The organism is Streptomyces sp. NPDC045998 (assembly GCF_056430285.1).
Genome location: NZ_JBWKLJ010000014.1, coordinates 19967 through 39299, shown reverse-complemented (window position 1 = coordinate 39299; position 19333 = coordinate 19967). Strand labels below are relative to the sequence as shown.

Genomic DNA, 19333 nt, shown 5'->3' with positions numbered 1-19333 from the left:
GCTGGCAAAGATGACCACCACCCACGAGCTGCGCCTGATCGAGACCAACGGCTACACGGTGCCGGGCGCGGTGCGGTACGCGGTCCCCGCCAACCAGGTCGCCACCGTAGAGGCCGAGCTGAAGGCCCTGGCCACCGCCGACGCGGACAGCCAGAAGGCCCTCCACCTCGAGCACGCGGCGAACCTTCCCGACCCGGTCAGCGCCGCGAACCAGCGCGCGGCGGCGCGGCAGATCCACGCCACCGGCTACCGGGTGCAGGTCACCCCGCCGGTCGCCTGACCGGCTGCGGCCGGGGCCCACGGGCCCCGGCCGCGAACCGCCAGCCACGTCGGCACCCGCTACACCTTCACCGAGAACGGAGACCCCCATGACGGCTCTGCGCACCGCCCGCCACGTGTACCCCAAGGGCACCCCCGGCCCGGTCTGCATCGCCCACAACCGCCTGGTCAAGTCGATCGAGATGGCGATGGCCCTCCTCGTCGAGTTCGGAGACCAGGCCACCCCCGCCATGATCGAGCGGCTCACCGAGGCCGACTTCGAGCGCGCCGCCCGCACCGCCGGGGTGAACCCGCCCAACAGCGACGAGACCCGCGATCAGGTACGCCTCCTGCTGAAGGTCTTCGTCGCCCTCACCACCACCGACGGCCCGATGGAGGCCGAGGTCCTCAAGGCCCTCCTCACCGGCCCCGGCCGCCGCATCACCGAGCCGAGCGCCCTGGTCGCCCTCCTGGTGCCCGTCGCCTGACGGGACGCCGCCCTTTCCTGGGGCCGGGCCGCCCGCCCGGCCCCAGGCCGACCGAAGGACCCTTCTCCCGATGTCGACCAACCGGCTTCAGCTCACGACGGCCGACCTCGAGCCCGGTGCCCGCGCCGTCTACACCACCCGCGCCGGGATCCCGCTCCGGGTCCGGGTCGCCGAACTTCGCGCCGCCGAGGGCATCTTGGTCACCCGCGCCACGCGCTCCGTCCCCACCCTGGCGATCCCGCTCCAGGACGTACGGGCCGGACGCCTCACCCGGCGCCCCACCCGCCGCCACGCCCTCCGCGTCGCCCGCGTCGACCCGGACGACCCCGCCAGGCCCGGCGACTGGTTCGTCGCCTGGTGCGCACGGTGCGGGTGGCAGACCGTCGCCCTCGCCGTCGAGGCCGCCGCCCGCTACCAGTTCCGCCGCTACCACCAGCTCCGTGCCCGAAAGGCTCCGACCATGCCCCTGCAGTCCACCGCCAGCCTGCTCACCGCCCTCGCCGCCACCGCCCTCGAGGACTTCGACGGCATCGACGCCAGCTCGATAGACGTCTTCGCAGCGCACGGCCTGGCCACCATCACCTTCGCCTCGAGCGGCGACCCGGCTGTCGACCGGGGTGCGGTCGAGCAGATCAACGGCGAGATCTGCATCAGCCAGCACGTGCACGACCTCGGCCTAACCCTGCCGGTGATCGTCCGCCCCAAGGACGACGACGCCGCCATGGCCGCCGCCGCCGACTCCCTGCGCCACCTCGCCGTCCTCCTGGACCGCGTTCGCACCGGATCCGACCAGGACCGGCCCGTGCAGATGGACCGGGCAACGGCGGTGAAGTTCGCCGAGAACGTCCTCAGCAGCGTCGGCTGAACCAGCAACCTCCCGCTGCGGCCCCGGCTTGCCCCCAGGGCCGCAGCGGGACTCGTCCTCGTCCCCCGCGCATGAAAGGACCCATGCCGTGCCCGACATCACCACCGTGACCGTGACCGAACTGCGCTGGAACAAGGACGTCTACCCGCCGACCGAGACGGACGGCACCAGCTGGATCCCTTGCACCACCAGCGACGGGCAGCCTGCCGCCCTCGCCCTCGACGCGCAGGAGCGGGAAGCCCTCGGGGCCCAGCTCCTCTACCTCGGCCGGGACGACGTCGTCCACGACCAGTTCTTCGAGCCCGGGCGCCTGTACGTTCGCGCCGGCGTCACCTTCCGGTGCGAGGGCCTGGCCCCCTACCCGGGCACCACCGAGCTGCGCGCGTTCGGCTTCCAGCGACACGGGCGTCCCACCGCCGGGTGGGCGCCGGCCATGCTGAGCGAGCGCGCCTGGCGCAAGGGCTGGGAGGACATCACCTGTCCCGAGCACGGATACGAGTGCTCCGGACACGCTCCGACCGCCGACCGCAAGGTGCACCGCTGATGGCGACCGCCGTCCTCGAGCGCACCTCCGAGCAGGCCGTCCCCGGGCCGGTGCCGCTCGCCAAGGTGCCCGAGCCGTCGTCCGGTGCGCAGACGTCCGGTCACGACCAGGCCCTGGACGCGATGCTCTTCGCCGTTCGGCGTATGGGAATCAAGGCCACCGACCGGCAGGTCGCCTTGCTCCTCACCGTCGCCGAGCGGCATCTGCTGCCCCCCGAGACCGACGACGAGACCTTCCCGCACGGCACGCTGCGCGGCTACAAGCGCCACCGCCGCCGCGACGAGCCGGCCTGCGCCGCGTGCCGAGAGGCATGCCGCCTCGCGTCCGCCGAACGCCGCCGCCGCAAGCGCCGCCGTGCAGTGAAGCCGTGCGGCACCGAGGCCGCCTACCACCGTCACGTGCGCCGCTTCGAGGAACCCTGCGAGCCCTGCCGGGAGGCGCACCGCACGTACGTCCGTGAGTACCGCAAGCGCCGCCAACGGGCGGCAGCCGCCTGACGACAACCGCCGGAGGACACGATGACCAGGCCACACCCGGCCGCCTTACCGCACACCGCCCTGGGACGTGCCCGGTGAGCGCGGCCAACGAGCAGACCGCCCTGCAGGTCCCCGCGCAGCCCGGCCGGGCCAGCCGCGGCATCCCGGCCGTCACCACCGAGGTGCTGACCCGGATGCTGCGCGACCACTTCATCAAGCCGGGGGAGGAGCTGCCCGGCGCGGTGTTTCTCACCGAGGTCACCGCCCCCGGGCAGACCGGACGCCGGGCAGATGCGGTCCATATCGCCACCTGGGCCTCCCGGGGTGGCGGCGAGATCGACGTGTGCGAGGTCAAGACCCAGCGCTCCGACTGGCTGCGCGAACTGCGCGACCCCGGCAAGGCGGAGGCGTGGTGGCCGTACAGCTCGCGGTTCTGGCTGGTCGTGCCCAACACCGACGTCGCCCGGGTCGAGGAGCTGCCGGAGGGGTGGGGACTGATGGTGCCCAAGGCCCGCGGCCGACGCTTTCAGGTCCTGGTCGAGCCGGCGCAGCGCACACCCCAGCTGACGACGGGGCTGCTGGTGACCCTCCTGACGAACACCGAGACCGTGCGGGTGAACGCGCTGCGCCGCCAGCGCGACGAACTCGACTCCCACTACCACGCGCAGGTGCAGCGGCTGCGGCAGCAAGGCGTGGCCGGACAGAGCCCGGACGTGGAGGAGAAGCTGGCACTCCTCGAGCGGCTGGAGAAGGCGCTCGGCGGGCGGCTGGGCCGGGGCGGATGGGGGAGCCTCGTCGGCACCGACGAGGCTGCAGAGGCGCTCGCTGCGTTCGCGCAGCCGTACATCGAGCAGCAGCGCGCCCGGCAGCGGGTCTCCCGGCTCGTACGGACTCTGGGGCATCACCGTGACGAACTGAGCCGCCTGCTGAGCGAGTTGGAGAAGGTGGCGGGCGAGGGGACGCCCACCGAGTAGGCGGCAGGGCGACCTCGACCAGAACAGGCCGGGCCTCGGTGCAGAGGCCCGGCCTGATCGCATCCCCACCCATGAAACCCGTTGCTTACGTATTGGGTTTCAGCTAGTGTCTGTTCTGCACGGCCCCCCACCCCCTTCCGGGGGCCACGCACCGGCCGCGCCCGCTACTCCCCCCCCGGCGGGCGCGGCCACCCCTTCCCGCTCTACGGAGGCTCCGATGACCCAGGTCCGCCGCATCACCGACCACCTTGTGCCGCTGCTGATGGCCCTCGGTGGCCTGATCGTCGGCCGCCTGGTCTTCGACTTCGCGGCCCAGCGCGGCGTGAACCTGCCCTGGCAGGCCGGCGCCGCGCTGCTGGCCTACACCTTCACCGTGGCCCTGCTCGGCCGCATCGGCGGAGAAGAACCCCACGAGGCCGTCGCCGACGCCACCCGCGTACTCGCCTACGTCGTGCACACCGCACTCGTCGGCGCCCTCCAGCTCCTGTGCACCACCGTCCAGCTCTTGGCGCTCCTCGGCGGCGGCCTCGCCGCCCTCGCCTCGGCTCCCGCAACGACCTGAAAGGCCACGCACCCGTGACCCTGCCCCGCTACGCCCTGCACCTCCCCGACGGCCGCTGGGCCTACTACCTGCCCGAGCCCGACCCCCGTCCCGGACTGCGCAGCGGCCTCTTCGCCGACGGCGAGCCGATGACCCGCCTGGTCCCGCTCGCCGACCCCAAGGGCGACTGGTACGTCGCCGACCGGCACGCCCAGCGGATCACCGCCGTCTACCAGCCCAGCCCGCGGACGATCGGCTACAAGCTGACCGACCCCGCGGCGCTGTCGGAGCGGTACCCGGCGGAGCTCACCGTCGAGGAGTGGAACGAGCGCGCGAAGGACCACGACGAGTACTGGGAGCTGTACGACAGCGTCACCGAGGACCTGGAGCCGGTGGAGCACGTCTACGAGGGGCCGTTCATGCCGCTCGAGGGCCGCCAGCCTCCGGCGCCGGACGAGCCGCAGTGGCGCGCCGAGCTTCCGTCCGAGCTGACGCAGCGCGCGGAGTACCGCCACCTCTTCCCCGGACACATCCCCGGCCTCAAGCAGCACCTCGAGGCGCGCATCAAGCAGATGCCCCGGGTTCAGCACTGCTTCGTCGACTACAAGGACAAGCCCGGCATCCACGTCACCCTCCGCGTCCCCTTCGACCAGCCCCGCACCGCGTACGTCCCCAACACCGGGCGTAGGGGCCAGCCGCTGAAGTCCGGGCGCACCGTGCAGGTCCTGGTCAGCCGAGACCTGGACCTGCCGGTCCCGGCCGCCGTGTACGGGGACAACTACGAGGCCGCGCTCGCCGACTGGCACCAGCAGGTCGAGTTCTGGCTCGCCCAGGTGGAGGAGGCCGGCGTCGCCGCCTGCTCCGCCTGCGACGGCAAGGGCTACGTGACGGCGGACGATGCCACGCCCACGGTCTCGAACGCACGCGGACGCCTGTCCGCGTGCGTGACACACAAGTCCGAGGCCGACGCGGCCGAGTTCGAGAAGCGCGTCGACGCGGTCGTGGCCGCCGCGACCGCCGACCTGCGCGCCCAGGTCGCCCGGGTCCGGTCCTTCGCCACCAGCCACGAGTACAAGTGGCTCCACGAGCTGCTCGACGGCTACGGAACCCACGGAGGCCACCTGTGATCGAGGACCTCACCCTCCGAGAGGTCCGCCAGGAACTGGAGCACCTCGTGGCGCTCGCCCAGACCGGCGAGCGTCCGCGCCCCACCCTGATCAACCCGCCCGGGCACCCGATGCCCGGGTGGGAGTGGGTCATCCAGCAGCGCACCGTGCGGCCACGGCAGAACCCGCCCACCTGGTGGGTGCGCACGGTCGACAACCCCGAGACGAGCGCCGCGGTCTATGTGTCCTCGCCCGACTGCATGGCGCCGGGAGAGGACTTCGGCGCCATGTTCCCCACCGACGCCCGCCGCCTGGGCCTGGCGCTGCTCGCCGCGGCCGACCGCGCCGAGCACCTCCACGCCGGCGTACCCCGCCTCGAAGACCACAGGACCTGACCACCACCGACCCGACCCAGGAGTCCCTTTCCTATGACCAGCGCACACCGTCTCGTCTACCTCGACACCGAGTTCGACCCGCGCGACCCGACCCTGACCGGCCTGCTCTCCATCGGCCTGACCGACAACGGCTCCCCGACCCGCGAGTACTACGCGGTCAACGCCGACGCGAACCTCAACGCCCTGGTGGACCACCCCTTCATCCCCGACCACGTCCTGCCCTACTTGCCGGTGAAGATCGCCCGATGGTCCGACGGAACGCCGGCCCAGATCGCCTGGGACGAGAACCACCCCGACTACCAGCACGTCCGCCCCACCGCGCAGATCGCCGAGGAGGTCGCCGCCTACTTCCCCGGCGAGCAGGAGCCGGAGCTGCTGGCCAACTGGGGCAAGGACGACATCGGCTACCTCCACCGCCTGTTCGGCAACGACTGGGGTGCCATGCCGCCCGGCATACCCCGCATCTTCACCGACCTCGAGGTCCTGCGCCGTCAGCTCGACGCCCCCGAACCACCGGTCCAGCTCACCGACGAGCACCACGCCCTGGCCGACGCCCGGTTCAACCGCGACTTCCACCACCACCTCCTGAACTTCCAGAAACAGCGGAGAGTGGACACCGAGCACCTGGCCGAGCAGCTCCACGCTGCACTGGGCTGGAACCTGCCCTGGGCGGAGCTGTCCGAGCCGGAGCGGGGGCAGAGCCGCAACGCGGCCCGGGCACTCCTGGACAGGTTCGAGGTCCGTCACCGCCCCCAGGCCAGCCAGTGACGGCCACCGTGGCGGCCCTGCCGCTGACGGACCTGGTTGCCGAAGAGGACCACGGCTTCGCCGACCGTCCCCTGGGCACCGCCGTCTTCAACACCGACCGCACCCACCGCTATCTGCTGACCCGGCTGTGGGACCCGAGCCGGCCGCTCGTCGTCTTCGTGATGCTCAACCCCTCGACGGCGGGGGCGAGGGACAACGACCCGACCGTCTCCCGCTGCCTGTCCTTCGCGCGGCGCGAACAGGCCGGCGGACTGGCGATCGTGAACCTCTTCACCCGCTGCGCGACCGACCCGGCCGCGCTGAAGACGGACCCGGACCCGGTCGGCGCGTACGCCGACTCCTTCATCGACCACACCGTCGCCGAGTCGCCCCTGGTGATCGCCGCCTGGGGCGCCCACGGCACCCTGCACGGCCGCGCCGAACAGGTCACCGCCCGGCTGTGGCGACGCGGCATCGGCCTGCGCTGCTTCGGCACCACGGACGGCGGGCAGCCCCTGCACCCCCTCTACCTGCGCGGCGACACCCCGCTGGTGCCGTACGCGCCGCCCGGAACCTGACCGACGACCGAGAGGACAACTCCCGTGAGCGAGACGACCGACCGTACGACGGATGAGATTGACGAGCAGGTCCCCTCGGCGACGGAGACGCTCGAGGACCTGGCCCGCATGTACCTGCGCACCACAGCCTCCCCGTTGCCCCTGAACCCGGCCACCTTCGGCTGGCAGGCCACAGCAGGCCAGCTCGCTGCGCTGTCTCTTCGAATGTTGCACTTCCTCAACGGCATCGACCCGAAGTACGGCAGCGCCTTCGCCGAGTTCTACTACGGGCCCCACGGGGACGGCCCCCACCAGCTGGGCGTCGGTCTGTGGATCGAGCGGAACATCGCCGAGCCCGCCGGAGCCACCGTCACGGAATGGGCGGAGAAGGCCAAGAAGGAGGCCGAGGCAGCCTTCGCCGACACGAGCAAGCCCACCGGGGTGAAGGACCTCGGCGAGCTGCTCGGCGAGGACGTGCTGTCCGTCCTGATCAACGGCCTCGGCGCCAGCTGGAGGGAATGGGAGGAGCACGGCAGCACCAAGCGTCTGTGCTTCCTGCCCGGCTGCCTCCGCGAGATGGACCTCGCCGAGGCGTGGCAGGGCAAGGGCGGTGCACGCGGGGAGGGCTGGATGTCCGCGCCGGCCGTGGGCTTCGCCTGCCCGGAGCACGCCGGCCAGTTCTGGGCAGGCGGTCACCAACACCTGCCCTCCTGGAGCCGCCCCACCAGTACGGACGCCACCCAGCTCGAGTGCACCTGTGGCTGGGCATCCGGCAAGGCGGCGTTCCGCGGGCACGGCATCACCCTCTACCAGGTGCACGCACTCGAGGTGCTCGGAGCCGGTGCATGACCGCCCAGAACTCCGCGCAGGCCCGCGCCGACGCCCTACGCGCCGCGCAGCAGCCCACCGGCTGGTGGCCGCGCCTGAAAGCCCTGCTCGGCTTCGCCACCCCGGTCAGCGCCGAGGCCGAGGCCGAGATCCGCAACTGGGACGCCGGCGCCGAGGGGGAGCGCCGTACGGCCGAGCTGGTACGCGTCCTAGCCGATGAGGGCTGGTACGGCTTCTTCGACCGGAAGGTGCCCGACGCGGACGTCGCGAACTGCGACTTCTTCCTCGTCGCGCCGAGCGGGCGAGCCTTCACGGTCGACGCCAAGCTGTTGAGCCGCGACGGCGTTGTGCGCGCCGACAACGGCCGGTTCTTCCACGGCGAGTTGCACTACGCCCGGGTCATCGGCTCGGTGCTGTTCGAGACGCGGCAGATCGAGAAGGCCCTGACGGATGAACTGAGCGCCCGTGGGCGGGGTCGCATCCCGGTAACCCCCCTTATCGCCGTGCACAACGCGTCGGTCGCCGGCGGCGGCTTCACCCTCGACGGCATCCGCGTCGTCCCGGCCGACCGGCTGCTGACGGTGCTCCGCGAACTGGCCGGCTCCGCGGACCCGACCCGGGCGGCCACCGTCGCCCGGGCGGCGGGCCGGGTACTGCCCCGGTACGTCGAGGAAGACTGCCGATGACCGCCGCGCGGATCCGCGCCGAACGCGCCGCCAACACGGTTGGCTACGGACTGGCCACCGGGCTGGCCGGCGCTGCCATCGGCGCCGTCACCGGCGGCCTGGGCTGGGCGCTCCTCACCGGTGGCGCCGCCGCGGTCGCCGGGGGCCAGGTCGGCCGGACGCGGCCGGACAGCACCACCCGTCGCAACGCCACGCTCACTGCCGCCACCGCCGGCTGTCTCACCCCGCTGCACCGTGAGGGGTGGCACCTGATCCACGCCCGTCCCATCGGGCAGGACGAGGACCGCGTCTACCACCTGTGCGTACCGCCGTCGGCCAATCTGGTGGTGGTCGTCATGGACTGGGCCGGCTGGCCCGCGGGCGCCCAGATCTTCCTCGACGGCAGCGGGGACCTCCATGCCGGCGAGGCGGACGGCAACATCGCGGTCGACTGGGTCCTGCAGGCCGCCGACACCGTGGGCAACGCGCTCGAGAACAACCGCAAGGCGCTGGGGCGCATCGGCATCGCCCAGGTTCTGCCCGTGCACGAGGCCACGGTCGGCGACAACGGCCACGTTCAGTTCCACCGCGAACACAACGACCACAGCCGCGAGATCAACCTGGTGCACGCCGACGCGCTCGCCGACAAGATGCGCACCGTCACCAAGGACGTCACCCGCGGCACGCGCCGGGCCGCCCGCCGCTTCGCCGAGTTCTTGGACAACACCTTCCCCTGACCGCAACTGCCGACGACGTGGGCCGCCCTCCCCGGGCGGCCCACAGCCGTTTCCGGGCCCGACAGGAAGATCAAAACCAGGGGGAAAGATATTGCTTACGTATTGGGTTTTACCTAAGTTGTGCACCACGCAGAATGCCGACCCTGGAGGCGCCCCGATGACTCACCCCGTCACCACGCTCGTCTACCGATCGGTCCTTCCCGTATCGCACCGCGCCGCCGGTGCCGCAGACGGCGACCTGCTGGACATCGTCCGCGGCGTCTTCGGTACGTGGCTGAAGGAGAAGTACCGTCGGCCGGTGCCGCTCGGGTCCGGCCACCATCCCCTCGACGACGGTTCCCTGCTCACGTCGCACGCCGCGTACGCCACGGACGGCTCCGAGTACGCGACGCGCCTCGAGCTGCGGCAGGACACGAAAGAGGCCACCTGGCGCACCACGGTCACCGCCGTCCGGCCGCAGGAGTATCCCGGCGCGGTGCGGGTCGACCTGGAGTGCTTCCCCCACGGCACGGGCCAGCCGCGGTCCGGCAAGCCCCGGCTCGTGCAGGCGCTCGTACGCGAACTGGAGCTCAACGACGGCCTTTCACGACTGACCGTGAACGGGCTGCGAGTCACGACGGAGAACGTCACCCGGCTCGTCGACGTGCTGTGCGACCCGGACCGCACGCTCCCGACCATCGTCGCCGCGCGGCCCCTGCAGCAGGACCCGCTGTGGTCCGAGCGGGTCGCCCAGACGATGCGGAGCGCCGCCGGGGACGCCTCCTTGTACGTGCTGTGGGACGCCGAGGCGGTCGACGCCTTCCGGGACGCCATCGGCGAGCACCATCGCGTCGCCCCCGGCGCCGTGCGTACCTTCCTCACCGACGTCGATCCGGCCTGGGAACCGGACGCCGCGCGCCACCGGTGGCTGGCCCTGGCCCGCTGGGCCGACCACGGCGATCGCACCTGGCACGGTGTGGCCCGCACGGTGCAGCGGATGGCCCTCGCCATGCCCCAGCCGGCCGTCCTGCGCGCCGTGTCCTTCCCGGACCTGGGGGAGCGGGAACGCCAGGAACGGCGGGAGTCCATGGCGAAGGCCAAGGCGGCGGTCCCGGCCCAGCGGTCCAGCGAGGCGGACAGCGCGCTGCGAGAGGAGGTCACCGTGCTGACCGAGCTCCTGGAGCTGGCCAGTGACCAGCTCGAGGAGGAGGGACGGTCCCGGCGGCTCGCGGAGCAGGCGAACGCCTCCCTGGCCGAGCAACTGCAGGCCGCCGTCGCCGAGCGGGAGGCCGAGATGGAGGACCACCTGCTGACCCTGGCAGCTCTGGAGCGGGCCCAGGCCGAGAACGACAGGTTCCGCAGGCTCTTCATGCGCCAGGGTCGCTGGGACGAACTGGCCGAGGCCACCGAGGCGCTGCCCGCCATCCCGGCCTCGTTCGAGGAGCTGTGGGCCCGCCTGGGCACCTTCGAGCACCTGCGCGTCACCGCCGACCGGCGGATCGCGCTCGGCCTGGACGAGCACGCCGAGGCCCGAACGTGGGTGGCGAAGGCGTGGAGCGGACTGTCTGCCCTCAACTCGTACGCGGACCACCGCCTGCAGGGGTTCGCCGGGGGCTTCCGCCAGTTCTGCCAGGACCCGCCCGCCGGTGCCCGGGTCTATCCGGTGAACCAGGTAGCGATGGCCGAGTCGACGAGGACCATGCGCGAACACGGCCACGAGCGGATCTTCCCCACGGTCGGCGGGGAGAGGGCGGAGATGCAGGCCCACCTCAAGCTCGCCGGGCGGGGGAACCTCTGCCCGCGCATCCACTTCCTGGACGATCTGGCCGGGAAGGATGCCTCCGGGCTGGTGATCGTGGGCTACGTCGGCCCCCACCTCACCAACACCCGAACCAACTAGAACACACTTTCGATAAGCTGGGGAGGGTGAGCACGTCAGCACCGCACCCCAGCGACGAAGCCGACCGGCGGGCCACCGTGCTGCACCTGCGCGTGCCGCCCGGCACCCCTGAGGCGCAGTACCGCGCCGTCCTCCACGTCCTCGAGCCCATTTCGCCCGTCGTGCAGGTCATCCCGCCCGGCGCCGCGCTCGTCGACGTCGCCGGCGTCCTGCGCCTGCACCGGCGCAGCCCGGCCGAACTTGCCCAGATCATCCGCACCCGCGCGATCGCCCTGACCGGCGTGGAGGTCCACATCGGCGTGGCCGCGAACTGGGCTCTGGCCGCCACCGCCTCCGCCCGCCCGGGCCCGGGCGGCATCCGGGTCATCCCCGACGACCCGGCCGCGGTCGCCGCCTTCCTGCACCCGCTGCCCATCGACGCCCTGTACGGCGTCGGCCGGCGCCAGGCCCACACGCTGCGCGACTACGGCATCCGCACCATCGGACTCCTGGCCGGCGTGCCCGCCGCCACCGCCCAGCGCCTCCTGGGAGGCCGCGACGGCCGCTTGCTGCAGGAGCGGGCCCGCGGCGAGGACCACCGGCGCGTCACCCCCACCGTGCTGCCCCGCTCCACCGGCGAGAGCCGCACCTTCGACTGGGACGTCCTGGACAGCGACGTCATCCGCGCCGCGATCCTCGACGCGGTGGTCACCATCGGCGCCCGGCTGCGCGAGCGCGACCAGGCCGCCACGGCCGTGCAGCTGCAGCTGCGCTTCGCCGACCGGTCCCTGCTCACCCGCTCCCGCAAGCTGCCGGCCGCCACCGCGCACGACGTCGACCTGCGCGAGTGCGCCTACCGCATCTTCAACGGCCTGCACCTCGAGCGGGCCCGCGTGCGCGCCGTCACGGTGCGCGCCGAGCAGCTCCTGGACGCCGACCAGGTCACCGAACAGATCTCCCTGGACCGCACCGAGGAGAACGTCCGCCGCGTCGAGACGGCCATCGACCGGGCCAACCACCGGTTCGGCCCCGGCACCGTCCGGCCGGCCACGCTCGCCGGGCACCGCACCGCCTGACAACGCGCCCCACAACGACGATGCCCCCGGCGCCTTGGGCGGGCACCGGGGGCGCTGTGACGCCGTGCCGTCAGGCCGTGGCGGCGGCGACCAGGGCGTCGAGCAGCTCGGTGAGGTGCTCGTAGTCCTCGCCGTACATGGCGTCGTAGTGCAGGTGAAACTCCGACCTGGCGGAGTCCAGCTCCTTCTGGCTGCCTCTCTGGGCGGCGGTGACCACCGCGTCGGTGAGGGCGGTGGCCGTGGTGTAAGCCTCGCCGTAGAGGGCGTCGTAGTGGTGCAGGATCTCGCTCCTGGCCAGGTCGAGCGCGCTTGCCGTCTTCATGGTCCCCTCCTCGGTGGGCGTCGTTCTCTACGCCCCCAACAATACAACGTAGCGTTGTAAAGTCAAGATCGATTCGAGGAGGAAAGGAGAGGACCGCCAGCCCGCTCGGACGCTATGGTCCAGGACCTGACCAGCGAGAACGTGGGAGGAGAGAGCCGTGAAGCCGTTGTGCTTCTTAGATGTTGACGGCCCGCTCAACCCCTGGATGGCCAAGCCGGAGAAGCGGCCCGCCGGGTACACCACCCACCGCATGAAGCCGCCGAGTCTGTATGCCCAGTACCCCGGCAAGCCCCGGGCGTACGTCAAGCCGCTGCGGGTCTGGCTCAACCCCGACCACGGGCCCTCCCTCCTCGGCCTCGGCCTGGACCTGGTCTGGGCCACGACCTGGATGGGGGAGGCCCGCGACTTCATCGCCCCCGTGCTCGGCCTACCGGACCTGCCGTACATCGACTTCGGCGACGCGCTGGGCGTCGCCGACGGCGGTGACGGCCTGCACTGGAAGACGAAGCCGCTCCTGGCGTACGCGGGCGACCGCGCGTTCTGCTGGGTCGACGACGAGATCTCCGACCGCGACCGTGCGTACGTCGCCGCCCACCACCAGGCCCCGGCACTGCTGCACCGCGTCGATCCCCGGCACGGGCTGCACGACGACGACTTCGCCACGCTCGCCGCCTTCGCCGCCCACTGCACGGCTACGGCGGCCTGACCCCACCCGGCCGGCCGGACGCATGAGGCCCGGCCGGCATCGGCTGCAACGAGGGGCCGGCCGGGCCGTACGAGTCCCGCCGGCCAGGGCCAGCCTTTCGCCCGGTAGGAGGCATGCGCCCAGTTCTCCCACGGCAGACGGCCACATCGCGCACACCGCTGGATGTCGTTCGGCGACCCACGCCAATGTCACGGCACCCCGATGTTGCCGATCTTGAAAAGGGGGACGGCCATGGCCGTCACGACTCCTACCGCCCGCGAAATACCCGAGGTCCGCGCCGACCTTGCCGCCTGGGCCGCCGACCGCGGCCGGGACGGCATGGCCAACTGGCTGCACTGCATGCTTGGCCCCCAGGCGCGCACCTCCTACGACGACCTCCTGCCGCCCGGCGTCACCACGCCCCAGGCCCTGGCCGCCCGGACGGCCGCCGGACTGCGCACCGCCGAACTCTTCTACGTCACCAGCGACATGACGGCGCTCGCCCACCACGCCGCGCAGAGCCTCACCGACTACGAGATGCGCCCCGAGGACCTGCCCGCCCCGGTCGGCATGCTCGCCTTCGAGGACCCGCCGATCCGCTACGAGGCAGCGGGCAACCAGCCCATCCGGCTCGTCACCTGGGGGCCCTGGCTCGGCCACCTGGCCATCGACTACTGGAGCGGCACCCGCGAGTACCTCGACGAAGTCGACGCCGCCCTGCCCCAGTTCATGGCGGGCATAGACCCAGCGGAGAACGAGGCGTGGCTGCGCGCGAAGTTCGCGCACGTCGCTCCGGGCCAGATGGCCGCGATCCACCCCATCCACGGCTTCACCTACCAGCGCACCACGCTGATCGAGCCCGGCCTGCCCGACCTGAGCGACACCCCGGAGGGCGACGTCGCCCTCCTGCGGCTGATCCAGGCCACCTGGCTCCTGATGGGCCAGACACTGGCCACGAGCGAACGTGTGGCCGCCGACCGGGCCTCCCGGCGGCGCATCCAGCGCCTCGACCGCGCGTACGGCACCGAGGTCCGCATGATCCGGCTGCGCCGGGCCCGCACCGAGCGCGGAGCCGACCCGGCCGAGCGCCCCGGCACCCGCGAGTACCAGCATCGCTGGGTCGTACGGGGCCACTGGAAGAACCAGTGGTACCCCTCGCGGAACGCGCACAAGCCGATCTGGATCAGCCCGTACATCGCCGGGCCCGAGGACGCCCCGCTGATCGGCGGGGAGAAGGTCTTCGTCCTCGCTCGGTGACGCGCCCGGCCGGGGCCTGCACGCCGAAGGTGCGCGGGCCCCGGCCCGTTGCTGCCACGGTGCTGGCCGGCCGCACCAGTGGGAACGCTGCCGGCCCATGTCCGCCCGGCGCTGCCGGAGACTCGCCGCAGGCCCGTGCGGGGGCCTGTGCGGGCACGGTCTGGCCCCTGGCCGCAGCCGCGCCCGGACGCGACGGCGGGCCGGACAGCGCCCGGCGTGGGCGGCGCCCGGCCCGTCGGCGGCTTCAGTGGGAGGGGACGGTACGGCGCCAGGCCCGCTTCTCGGCTGCCCGGGCCCTCCGCCGCTCGAGCGTCCGGTACCGGGAGCGCAGGCGGGAGCTGGTCAGGGCGCCGGGGACGAAGTAGTAGCAGGTGCAGCCGCGGCCGGCGTAACGGCAGGCGGGGCCGGCGTGGCGGGGGGTGGACTTGGCGAGCATGCGTGCCATCGGGTGCTCCCTTCGGATCGGGGAAGGGGCGCCCGCCGTGCGGCGGGCGCCCCGGGTGGTTCGGGCCGTTACGCCTGTCCGGCCAGCCGGTAGCGGCGCGGGCTCTCGGAGACCAGCTCGGCCTGCCCCTGGGTAGTGAGCTTGGCCAGGGCGTTGGCGATCGCTCCGGCGCTGCGACCCAGCGTCTTGGCGAGGCCCGAGGGGCCGACCTCGTCGGCCGGGTGGGCCTCCAGGTGCTCGTAGACCATCTGGCGAAGGTCGCCGCGTCCCAGGCGCTTGCGGGCGGGCGCCTCGGCCGGAGCCTCGGTCGCAGCCGCCGGGACCTCCGGCTCCGGGGCGGCCTCGGGCGCGGTGTCGATCGGGGCGGTGGCGTTCGCCGGAGTCTCGGTGGCGGCGTCCTGGGCCTCCGGCTCGGCCTCGGACTCGGCGTCGGCCGGGCGGTGGTACCAGCGGTCCGCCGTCTTGCGCGCCCCGTTGCGCTCGCCCAGCTCGCGGTAGGCGAGGTTGTGGCTCTCCAGGGCGGTCAGGGCCTTGCCCGCCGTCGAGCCGCCGATCCCGGCGTACGTCGCGATCTCGGAGGCGGTGGCGCCGGGGTGCTCGGTGAGGGCGGCGAGGGCCTTCGTCTGGGAGGGCGTCAGCTCGGCCGGGGCCTGGGTGGTGGTCATCTCGTCCTCGTTTCCTCGGAGTTGGGCATTCGGGAGCTCCCCGGCCGGGGGCAGCTGGTGCTGCGGGTGCCCGTGGCGCGTGCGCTTCGCGGTGTTCCCCGGGCACCTCCATGAACGCTCTGGTAGGCCCCACGAGTCAAGATCAAACCCGGTTTCACAGCTATTGCTTACGTATTGGGTTTCGCCTAACGTGTGGACGACGCAGACACCCCGCCCGAAAGGGGGCCGGAATGACGACGAACACCGCCACCGAGAACATGACCGGAGCCGAACGGGTCGCGCACGAACAGACGGAGGCCGGGATTGCCTACGCGGTCGACCAGCTCAAGCAGGGCAAGTACCTGACCATCACCAACGGGTCCGACGGCCGCGTCATCGGCACCTGCGGCCACAGCCCGCATGAGGACCGCGAGTACATGACCCGCCTGCTGGAGAGCGGGGTCCGCAAGTGGGACTGACCGCCGCCCAGGAGGCCGAGGTCCTGGTGACCGACCGGCTGCGGGACCTGATCGCCGCCGGGCTTCCCGGCGGCACCCGCCCGGTCCACACCGCCCTGCTCCTCCTCAACGTCGCCACCGGGCAGGAGGAGGTCCGCCTCTACTGCCAGGTCACCGACGGCCGCCCCGGCCACGAGAGCCCCGTGTTCCGCTCGGAAGCCCCGCACGGCGCCTTCGCCCTGGACCTGATTGCTGCCCTGCACGCCCACCGGTTGCACAACTGGAGGCCCTGCCGGGACGGCTACATGCCGGGCGTCATCAACCTCGCGACCCGGCGCCAGGTCGGCTGGGCCATCGACCTGCGCCACCTGACGGAGGGCGACAGGTGAACGGCATCCCGTACCGGGTGTGGATCCCGCCCCGGCCCACGGGCGGCGACTACGCCGCCGTCCAGGCCGCCGACCTCGACCGCGCCCGGGTCGTCCGGGCCGGCGAGGTCCGCCTCGGCGACACGGTCCTCGCTGACTTCCCTGGCTTCGTCGTGCCCGGCACCGACGGCCTGGTGACCGCCGAGCACCTCACCGACCCCTACTGGGCCACGCCCCAGCCGGTCGACGGCACCTGCGGCTGCCAGCCCTGCCAGGCGTCGGCCTGGACGGCCGCCGACGGCCCCCTCGTCAAGCTCGCCGACGGCTTCCCGTGGGACGGCTGCGACGTCCGCCGTGCCGACGACCTCCTCCTGGTCGCCCCCTACCACTGCGACTGCGGCTGCGACACCACCCTGGCCGACGACTGGTCCGCCTACGACTGGGTCTCACCCGCCTCGGTGAATCACCTGCTGGAGACCGGCCGCCCGCTGCGCCCCGGCGAGGACCTGCGCCTCGCGCCCTCCCTCACCTTCGACCGCTGAACCTCGAACGGAGCCCTGCCATGCCCGCCGGCGACAAGCCGACCTCGACCGCCCCGCCCGCCCCGCCGAGCGTCCGGGCGGACCAAATCACCCACCACGTCGTCCAGTTCAGCGGGGGAGTCGGCTCTGCGCTGTCCGCCGTACGAGTCGCCGAGCGGGTGGGACCCGACTCGATGACCCTGCTGATCGCCGATACCCAGGTCGAGGACGAGGACCTGTGGCGCTTCAGCCAGGACCTCTCGGACCTGATCGGAGTGCCCCTCACCAAGGTGGCCGACGGCCGGACCCCCTGGGAGCTGTTCCACGACGTGCGCTACCTGGGCAACGACCGCCTCGCGGTGTGCACCCGGCACCTGAAGCAGATCCCCTGCCGCACCTGGATGGAGAAGCACGCGCCGCCCGAGACGTCCGTTGCGTACGTCGGCATCGAGCCCACGAAGAAGGACCGGCCCCGCACCGAGGCCATCGTGCGGAACTGGGCACCGTGGCGGGTGGAGTTCCCGCTCCTGGAGGGCCCGGACCGTACGAAGGCCGAGCTGCTGGACGAACTGCGTTCTCTGGGCCTGGAGCCGCCACGGCTGTACGGCATGGGCTTCGAGCACAACAACTGCGGGGGCGCCTGCGTGAGGGCGGGCCAGAAGCAGTGGAAGCACCTGCTGACCACCTTCCCCGAGCGGTACGCCCGCGCCGAGCAGCAGGAGGAAGAGATCCGCGCCTTCCTCGGCAAGGACGTGTCGATCCTCAAACGCGTCCGCAAGGGCGAGACACACCGGCTCACCCTCGCCCAGCTGCGCTGTGAGCAGGAGGAAGCCGCGGCATGACGACCGCCAGCACGTACACCGCGCCGAGGATCCTCTCCCTCGGCGCGGGGGTGCAGTCGACCACGCTGCTCCTGCTGTCCGCCGAGGGCCGCCTCCCCAAGCTGGACGCGGCCGTCTTCGCGGACACCGGGTGGGAGCCCGAGGACGTCTACGACCACCTGGACCGGCTGGAGAAGGAGGTGGCCGCCCCGGCCGGCATCCCGATCCTGCGCGTCCGCGCCGGCAGCATCCGCGGCGACGCCCTCGACCCGCAGGCCCGCTATGCCCAGATGCCGCTGTACATCCGCGGAGCCGAGGGCGGCGAGGGCATGCTGCGACGTGCCTGCACGGACGAGTACAAGCTGAAGCCGATCAAACAGGCCGTCCGGGACCTGCTCGGGTACCCCCACCCGCAGCGCGTCCCGCCCGGCGTCTACGTCGAGCAGTGGGTCGGCTACAGCGCCGACGAGTCCTGGCGGGCGGCCCGGGCCGACGTCGACGTGCAGTACATGAAGATCGAATACCCCCTGCTCTTCCTCCCCGGAGGGGCCAGTCCCCGCTACGCGGTGGGATGGACGCGCGCGGACTGCGTCCGCTACCTCTCGGCCCGGGGCTTCGCCTCGACCCCGAAGAGCGCCTGCATCGGCTGCCCGTACACCAGCAACGCCCGCTGGAGGAGGATGCGCGACGAGCGGCCGGGGGAGTGGGCCCAGGCCGTCGACTTCGACGCGCGCATCCGGCGCGGTTACGCCCGAGCCATCTCGAGCGGGAAGCCGCTGCGAGGGGAAGCCTTCCTGCACCGCTCCCGCGTGCCGCTCGACCAGGCCCCGATCGACCGCGTGACGAAGGCCGAGTGGGCCTCCCGCCAGACAGACCTCTTCGAACAGCTCGCCGACGAGGAGACCGAAGAACTCGGCTGCTCGCCCTGGGGGTGCCGCGGTGACGACGACGGATGAGGCGGCCCCGGCACGCCGCCACCAGGGCCGGGCCGACGCCGGCGACCGCAGGAGCGCGTTGAAGGCGGCGGCCCTGGCCGCCGCCGCCCGCGGATGGCGGGTTTTCCCGCTGCGCCCCGGGACCACGGAACCGGCCGTCCAGGACTGGCAGACCCGGGCCACCACCAACACCTGGCGGATCGTGCGCTGCTGGGACACGGGCCCGTACAACGTCGGCGTCGTCCCCTGCGCCTCTGGGCTGCTCGTCCTGGACCTCGCGCCTGCCCGGCCGGGTGAGCAGCCGCCGGACCCCTTCAGACTGGCCGGCGTCACCGACGGGGCCGACGTCCTGGCCGTGCTCCTCGACGGGCAGCGGGAGCGGCTGCCGGTGGAGACCTACAGCGTGTGCGGACCCGGCGGGCGGCTGCAGTACTACTTCACGCACCCCAAGCCGTGCCCGCCGGCCGCGCCCGGCCCGCTCGCCTGGCACGTCGAGATCCGGTGCGACGGCTCGTACGTTCCGGCGGCCGGCTGCGTCACCGTGGACGGCGCCTACGACGTCCTCCACGACGGCGAGTTGGCGCCCCCGCCGCCCTGGCTGACGACGACGTCGTGATGGTGAACTCCGTGGACTCCCTACAACGATGCATTGTATTGTTGTGGTGTCGCCCCGGGGCCCACGGGGCGGTGAAGCGGACTCGCGCGAGCCGGACCCCCTGGCCTTCCCGGTGGAGGGTTTCGGGGCTGGGGACCGGGTTGGAG

27 protein-coding genes are annotated in these 19333 nt (G+C 72.5%); 24 read left to right on the top strand and 3 right to left on the bottom strand.

The genetic code is table 11. From position 1 onward, the window contains the following. Positions 1–10 precede the first annotated feature (10 nt). The 16 genes from AC07FJ_RS31355 to AC07FJ_RS31280 all read left to right on the top strand — a co-directional run bounded on the left by AC07FJ_RS31355 (position 11) and on the right by AC07FJ_RS31280 (position 12115). A complete protein-coding gene (locus tag AC07FJ_RS31355) occupies positions 11–280 on the top strand; it encodes a hypothetical protein (protein ID WP_479052580.1) in 270 nt (89 codons plus the stop codon). Between the two features lie 88 nt (positions 281–368). Beyond that, on the top strand, positions 369–746 hold the full coding sequence (locus tag AC07FJ_RS31350) for a hypothetical protein (protein WP_479052579.1): 378 nt from the start codon (positions 369–371) through the stop codon (positions 744–746). Positions 747–816: 70 nt separating this feature from the next. Beyond that, entirely contained in the window at positions 817–1611 is a 795-nt protein-coding gene (locus AC07FJ_RS31345) for a hypothetical protein (RefSeq protein ID WP_479052578.1), read from the top strand. Positions 1612–1699: 88 nt separating this feature from the next. Continuing rightward, on the top strand, positions 1700–2155 hold the full coding sequence (locus AC07FJ_RS31340) for a hypothetical protein (RefSeq protein WP_479052577.1): 456 nt from the start codon (positions 1700–1702) through the stop codon (positions 2153–2155). Then, a complete protein-coding gene (locus tag AC07FJ_RS31335) occupies positions 2155–2652 on the top strand; it encodes a hypothetical protein (RefSeq protein ID WP_479052576.1) in 498 nt (165 codons plus the stop codon). Before AC07FJ_RS31340 ends, AC07FJ_RS31335 begins: the two co-directional genes overlap by 1 nt. A 74-nt stretch (positions 2653–2726) precedes the next feature. Further along, positions 2727–3605, top strand: a complete 879-nt coding sequence (locus AC07FJ_RS31330; protein WP_479052575.1) for a hypothetical protein — start codon at positions 2727–2729, stop codon at positions 3603–3605. A 217-nt stretch (positions 3606–3822) separates the two neighbouring features. Continuing rightward, a complete protein-coding gene (locus AC07FJ_RS31325) occupies positions 3823–4167 on the top strand; it encodes a hypothetical protein (protein ID WP_479052574.1) in 345 nt (114 codons plus the stop codon). A gap of 14 nt (positions 4168–4181) precedes the next feature. Further along, positions 4182–5273 (top strand): hypothetical protein, encoded by a 1092-nt coding sequence (locus AC07FJ_RS31320; RefSeq protein WP_479052573.1) that lies wholly within the window; start codon positions 4182–4184, stop codon positions 5271–5273. After that, positions 5270–5647: a hypothetical protein gene (locus tag AC07FJ_RS31315; RefSeq protein WP_479052572.1), complete on the top strand. Its 378-nt coding sequence runs from the start codon at positions 5270–5272 to the stop codon at positions 5645–5647. The genes AC07FJ_RS31320 and AC07FJ_RS31315 overlap by 4 nt, the downstream gene beginning before the upstream one ends. Before the next feature lie 33 nt (positions 5648–5680). Beyond that, positions 5681–6415, top strand: coding sequence for a hypothetical protein (locus tag AC07FJ_RS31310; RefSeq protein ID WP_479052571.1), 735 nt, complete (start codon positions 5681–5683; stop codon positions 6413–6415). After that, positions 6412–6972, top strand: a complete 561-nt coding sequence (locus AC07FJ_RS31305; protein WP_479052570.1) for a DUF1643 domain-containing protein — start codon at positions 6412–6414, stop codon at positions 6970–6972. Before AC07FJ_RS31310 ends, AC07FJ_RS31305 begins: the two co-directional genes overlap by 4 nt. Before the next feature lie 24 nt (positions 6973–6996). Then, positions 6997–7800 (top strand): hypothetical protein, encoded by an 804-nt coding sequence (locus AC07FJ_RS31300; protein WP_479052569.1) that lies wholly within the window; start codon positions 6997–6999, stop codon positions 7798–7800. Then, entirely contained in the window at positions 7797–8465 is a 669-nt protein-coding gene (locus AC07FJ_RS31295; RefSeq protein WP_479052568.1) for a nuclease-related domain-containing protein, read from the top strand. The genes AC07FJ_RS31300 and AC07FJ_RS31295 overlap by 4 nt, the downstream gene beginning before the upstream one ends. Next, positions 8462–9181 carry a hypothetical protein gene (locus tag AC07FJ_RS31290; RefSeq protein WP_479052567.1) on the top strand — a complete coding sequence of 240 codons (720 nt, stop codon included), beginning with the start codon at positions 8462–8464 and terminating at the stop codon, positions 9179–9181. The genes AC07FJ_RS31295 and AC07FJ_RS31290 overlap by 4 nt, the downstream gene beginning before the upstream one ends. 157 nt (positions 9182–9338) lie before the next feature. After that, positions 9339–11060 carry a hypothetical protein gene (locus tag AC07FJ_RS31285; protein ID WP_479052566.1) on the top strand — a complete coding sequence of 574 codons (1722 nt, stop codon included), beginning with the start codon at positions 9339–9341 and terminating at the stop codon, positions 11058–11060. A gap of 26 nt (positions 11061–11086) precedes the next feature. After that, positions 11087–12115, top strand: a complete 1029-nt coding sequence (locus AC07FJ_RS31280; RefSeq protein ID WP_479052565.1) for a DNA polymerase Y family protein — start codon at positions 11087–11089, stop codon at positions 12113–12115. A gap of 70 nt (positions 12116–12185) precedes the next feature. Here AC07FJ_RS31280 and AC07FJ_RS31275 read toward each other — a convergent pair whose 3' ends face one another. Further along, entirely contained in the window at positions 12186–12437 is a 252-nt protein-coding gene (locus AC07FJ_RS31275) for a hypothetical protein (RefSeq protein WP_479052564.1), read from the bottom strand. 205 nt (positions 12438–12642) lie between these two features. Here AC07FJ_RS31275 and AC07FJ_RS31270 point away from each other — a divergent pair, with 205 nt between their 5' ends. Further along, complete coding sequence (locus AC07FJ_RS31270) at positions 12643–13143, top strand: HAD domain-containing protein (protein WP_479052563.1); 501 nt, start codon at positions 12643–12645, stop codon at positions 13141–13143. A 231-nt stretch (positions 13144–13374) separates the two neighbouring features. Next, a complete protein-coding gene (locus tag AC07FJ_RS31265; RefSeq protein WP_479052562.1) occupies positions 13375–14379 on the top strand; it encodes a hypothetical protein in 1005 nt (334 codons plus the stop codon). 244 nt (positions 14380–14623) lie between these two features. Here AC07FJ_RS31265 and AC07FJ_RS31260 read toward each other — a convergent pair whose 3' ends face one another. Together AC07FJ_RS31260 and AC07FJ_RS31255 are read right to left on the bottom strand one after the other, a co-directional pair. Beyond that, positions 14624–14824 (bottom strand): hypothetical protein, encoded by a 201-nt coding sequence (locus AC07FJ_RS31260; protein WP_479052561.1) that lies wholly within the window; start codon positions 14822–14824, stop codon positions 14624–14626. 68 nt (positions 14825–14892) lie between these two features. Next, complete coding sequence (locus AC07FJ_RS31255) at positions 14893–15489, bottom strand: MarR family transcriptional regulator (protein WP_479052560.1); 597 nt, start codon at positions 15487–15489, stop codon at positions 14893–14895. Positions 15490–15719: 230 nt separating this feature from the next. Here AC07FJ_RS31255 and AC07FJ_RS31250 point away from each other — a divergent pair, with 230 nt between their 5' ends. The 6 genes from AC07FJ_RS31250 to AC07FJ_RS31225 are packed head-to-tail and all read left to right on the top strand — an operon-like array spanning position 15720 to position 19187. Then, positions 15720–15947, top strand: coding sequence for a hypothetical protein (locus tag AC07FJ_RS31250; protein ID WP_479052559.1), 228 nt, complete (start codon positions 15720–15722; stop codon positions 15945–15947). Continuing rightward, the gene (locus AC07FJ_RS31245) at positions 15938–16315 is read left to right on the top strand and encodes a hypothetical protein (protein ID WP_479052558.1); all 378 of its coding nucleotides are present in this window, start codon (positions 15938–15940) and stop codon (positions 16313–16315) included. The genes AC07FJ_RS31250 and AC07FJ_RS31245 overlap by 10 nt, the downstream gene beginning before the upstream one ends. Then, complete coding sequence (locus AC07FJ_RS31240) at positions 16312–16836, top strand: hypothetical protein (RefSeq protein WP_479052557.1); 525 nt, start codon at positions 16312–16314, stop codon at positions 16834–16836. Before AC07FJ_RS31245 ends, AC07FJ_RS31240 begins: the two co-directional genes overlap by 4 nt. A gap of 20 nt (positions 16837–16856) precedes the next feature. Continuing rightward, the gene (locus AC07FJ_RS31235) at positions 16857–17657 is read left to right on the top strand and encodes a hypothetical protein (RefSeq protein ID WP_479052556.1); all 801 of its coding nucleotides are present in this window, start codon (positions 16857–16859) and stop codon (positions 17655–17657) included. Then, a complete protein-coding gene (locus AC07FJ_RS31230) occupies positions 17654–18592 on the top strand; it encodes an adenine nucleotide alpha hydrolase family protein (RefSeq protein ID WP_479052555.1) in 939 nt (312 codons plus the stop codon). Before AC07FJ_RS31235 ends, AC07FJ_RS31230 begins: the two co-directional genes overlap by 4 nt. Beyond that, positions 18576–19187 (top strand): bifunctional DNA primase/polymerase, encoded by a 612-nt coding sequence (locus AC07FJ_RS31225; RefSeq protein ID WP_479052554.1) that lies wholly within the window; start codon positions 18576–18578, stop codon positions 19185–19187. Before AC07FJ_RS31230 ends, AC07FJ_RS31225 begins: the two co-directional genes overlap by 17 nt. The last annotated feature ends 146 nt before the right edge of the window (positions 19188–19333 follow it).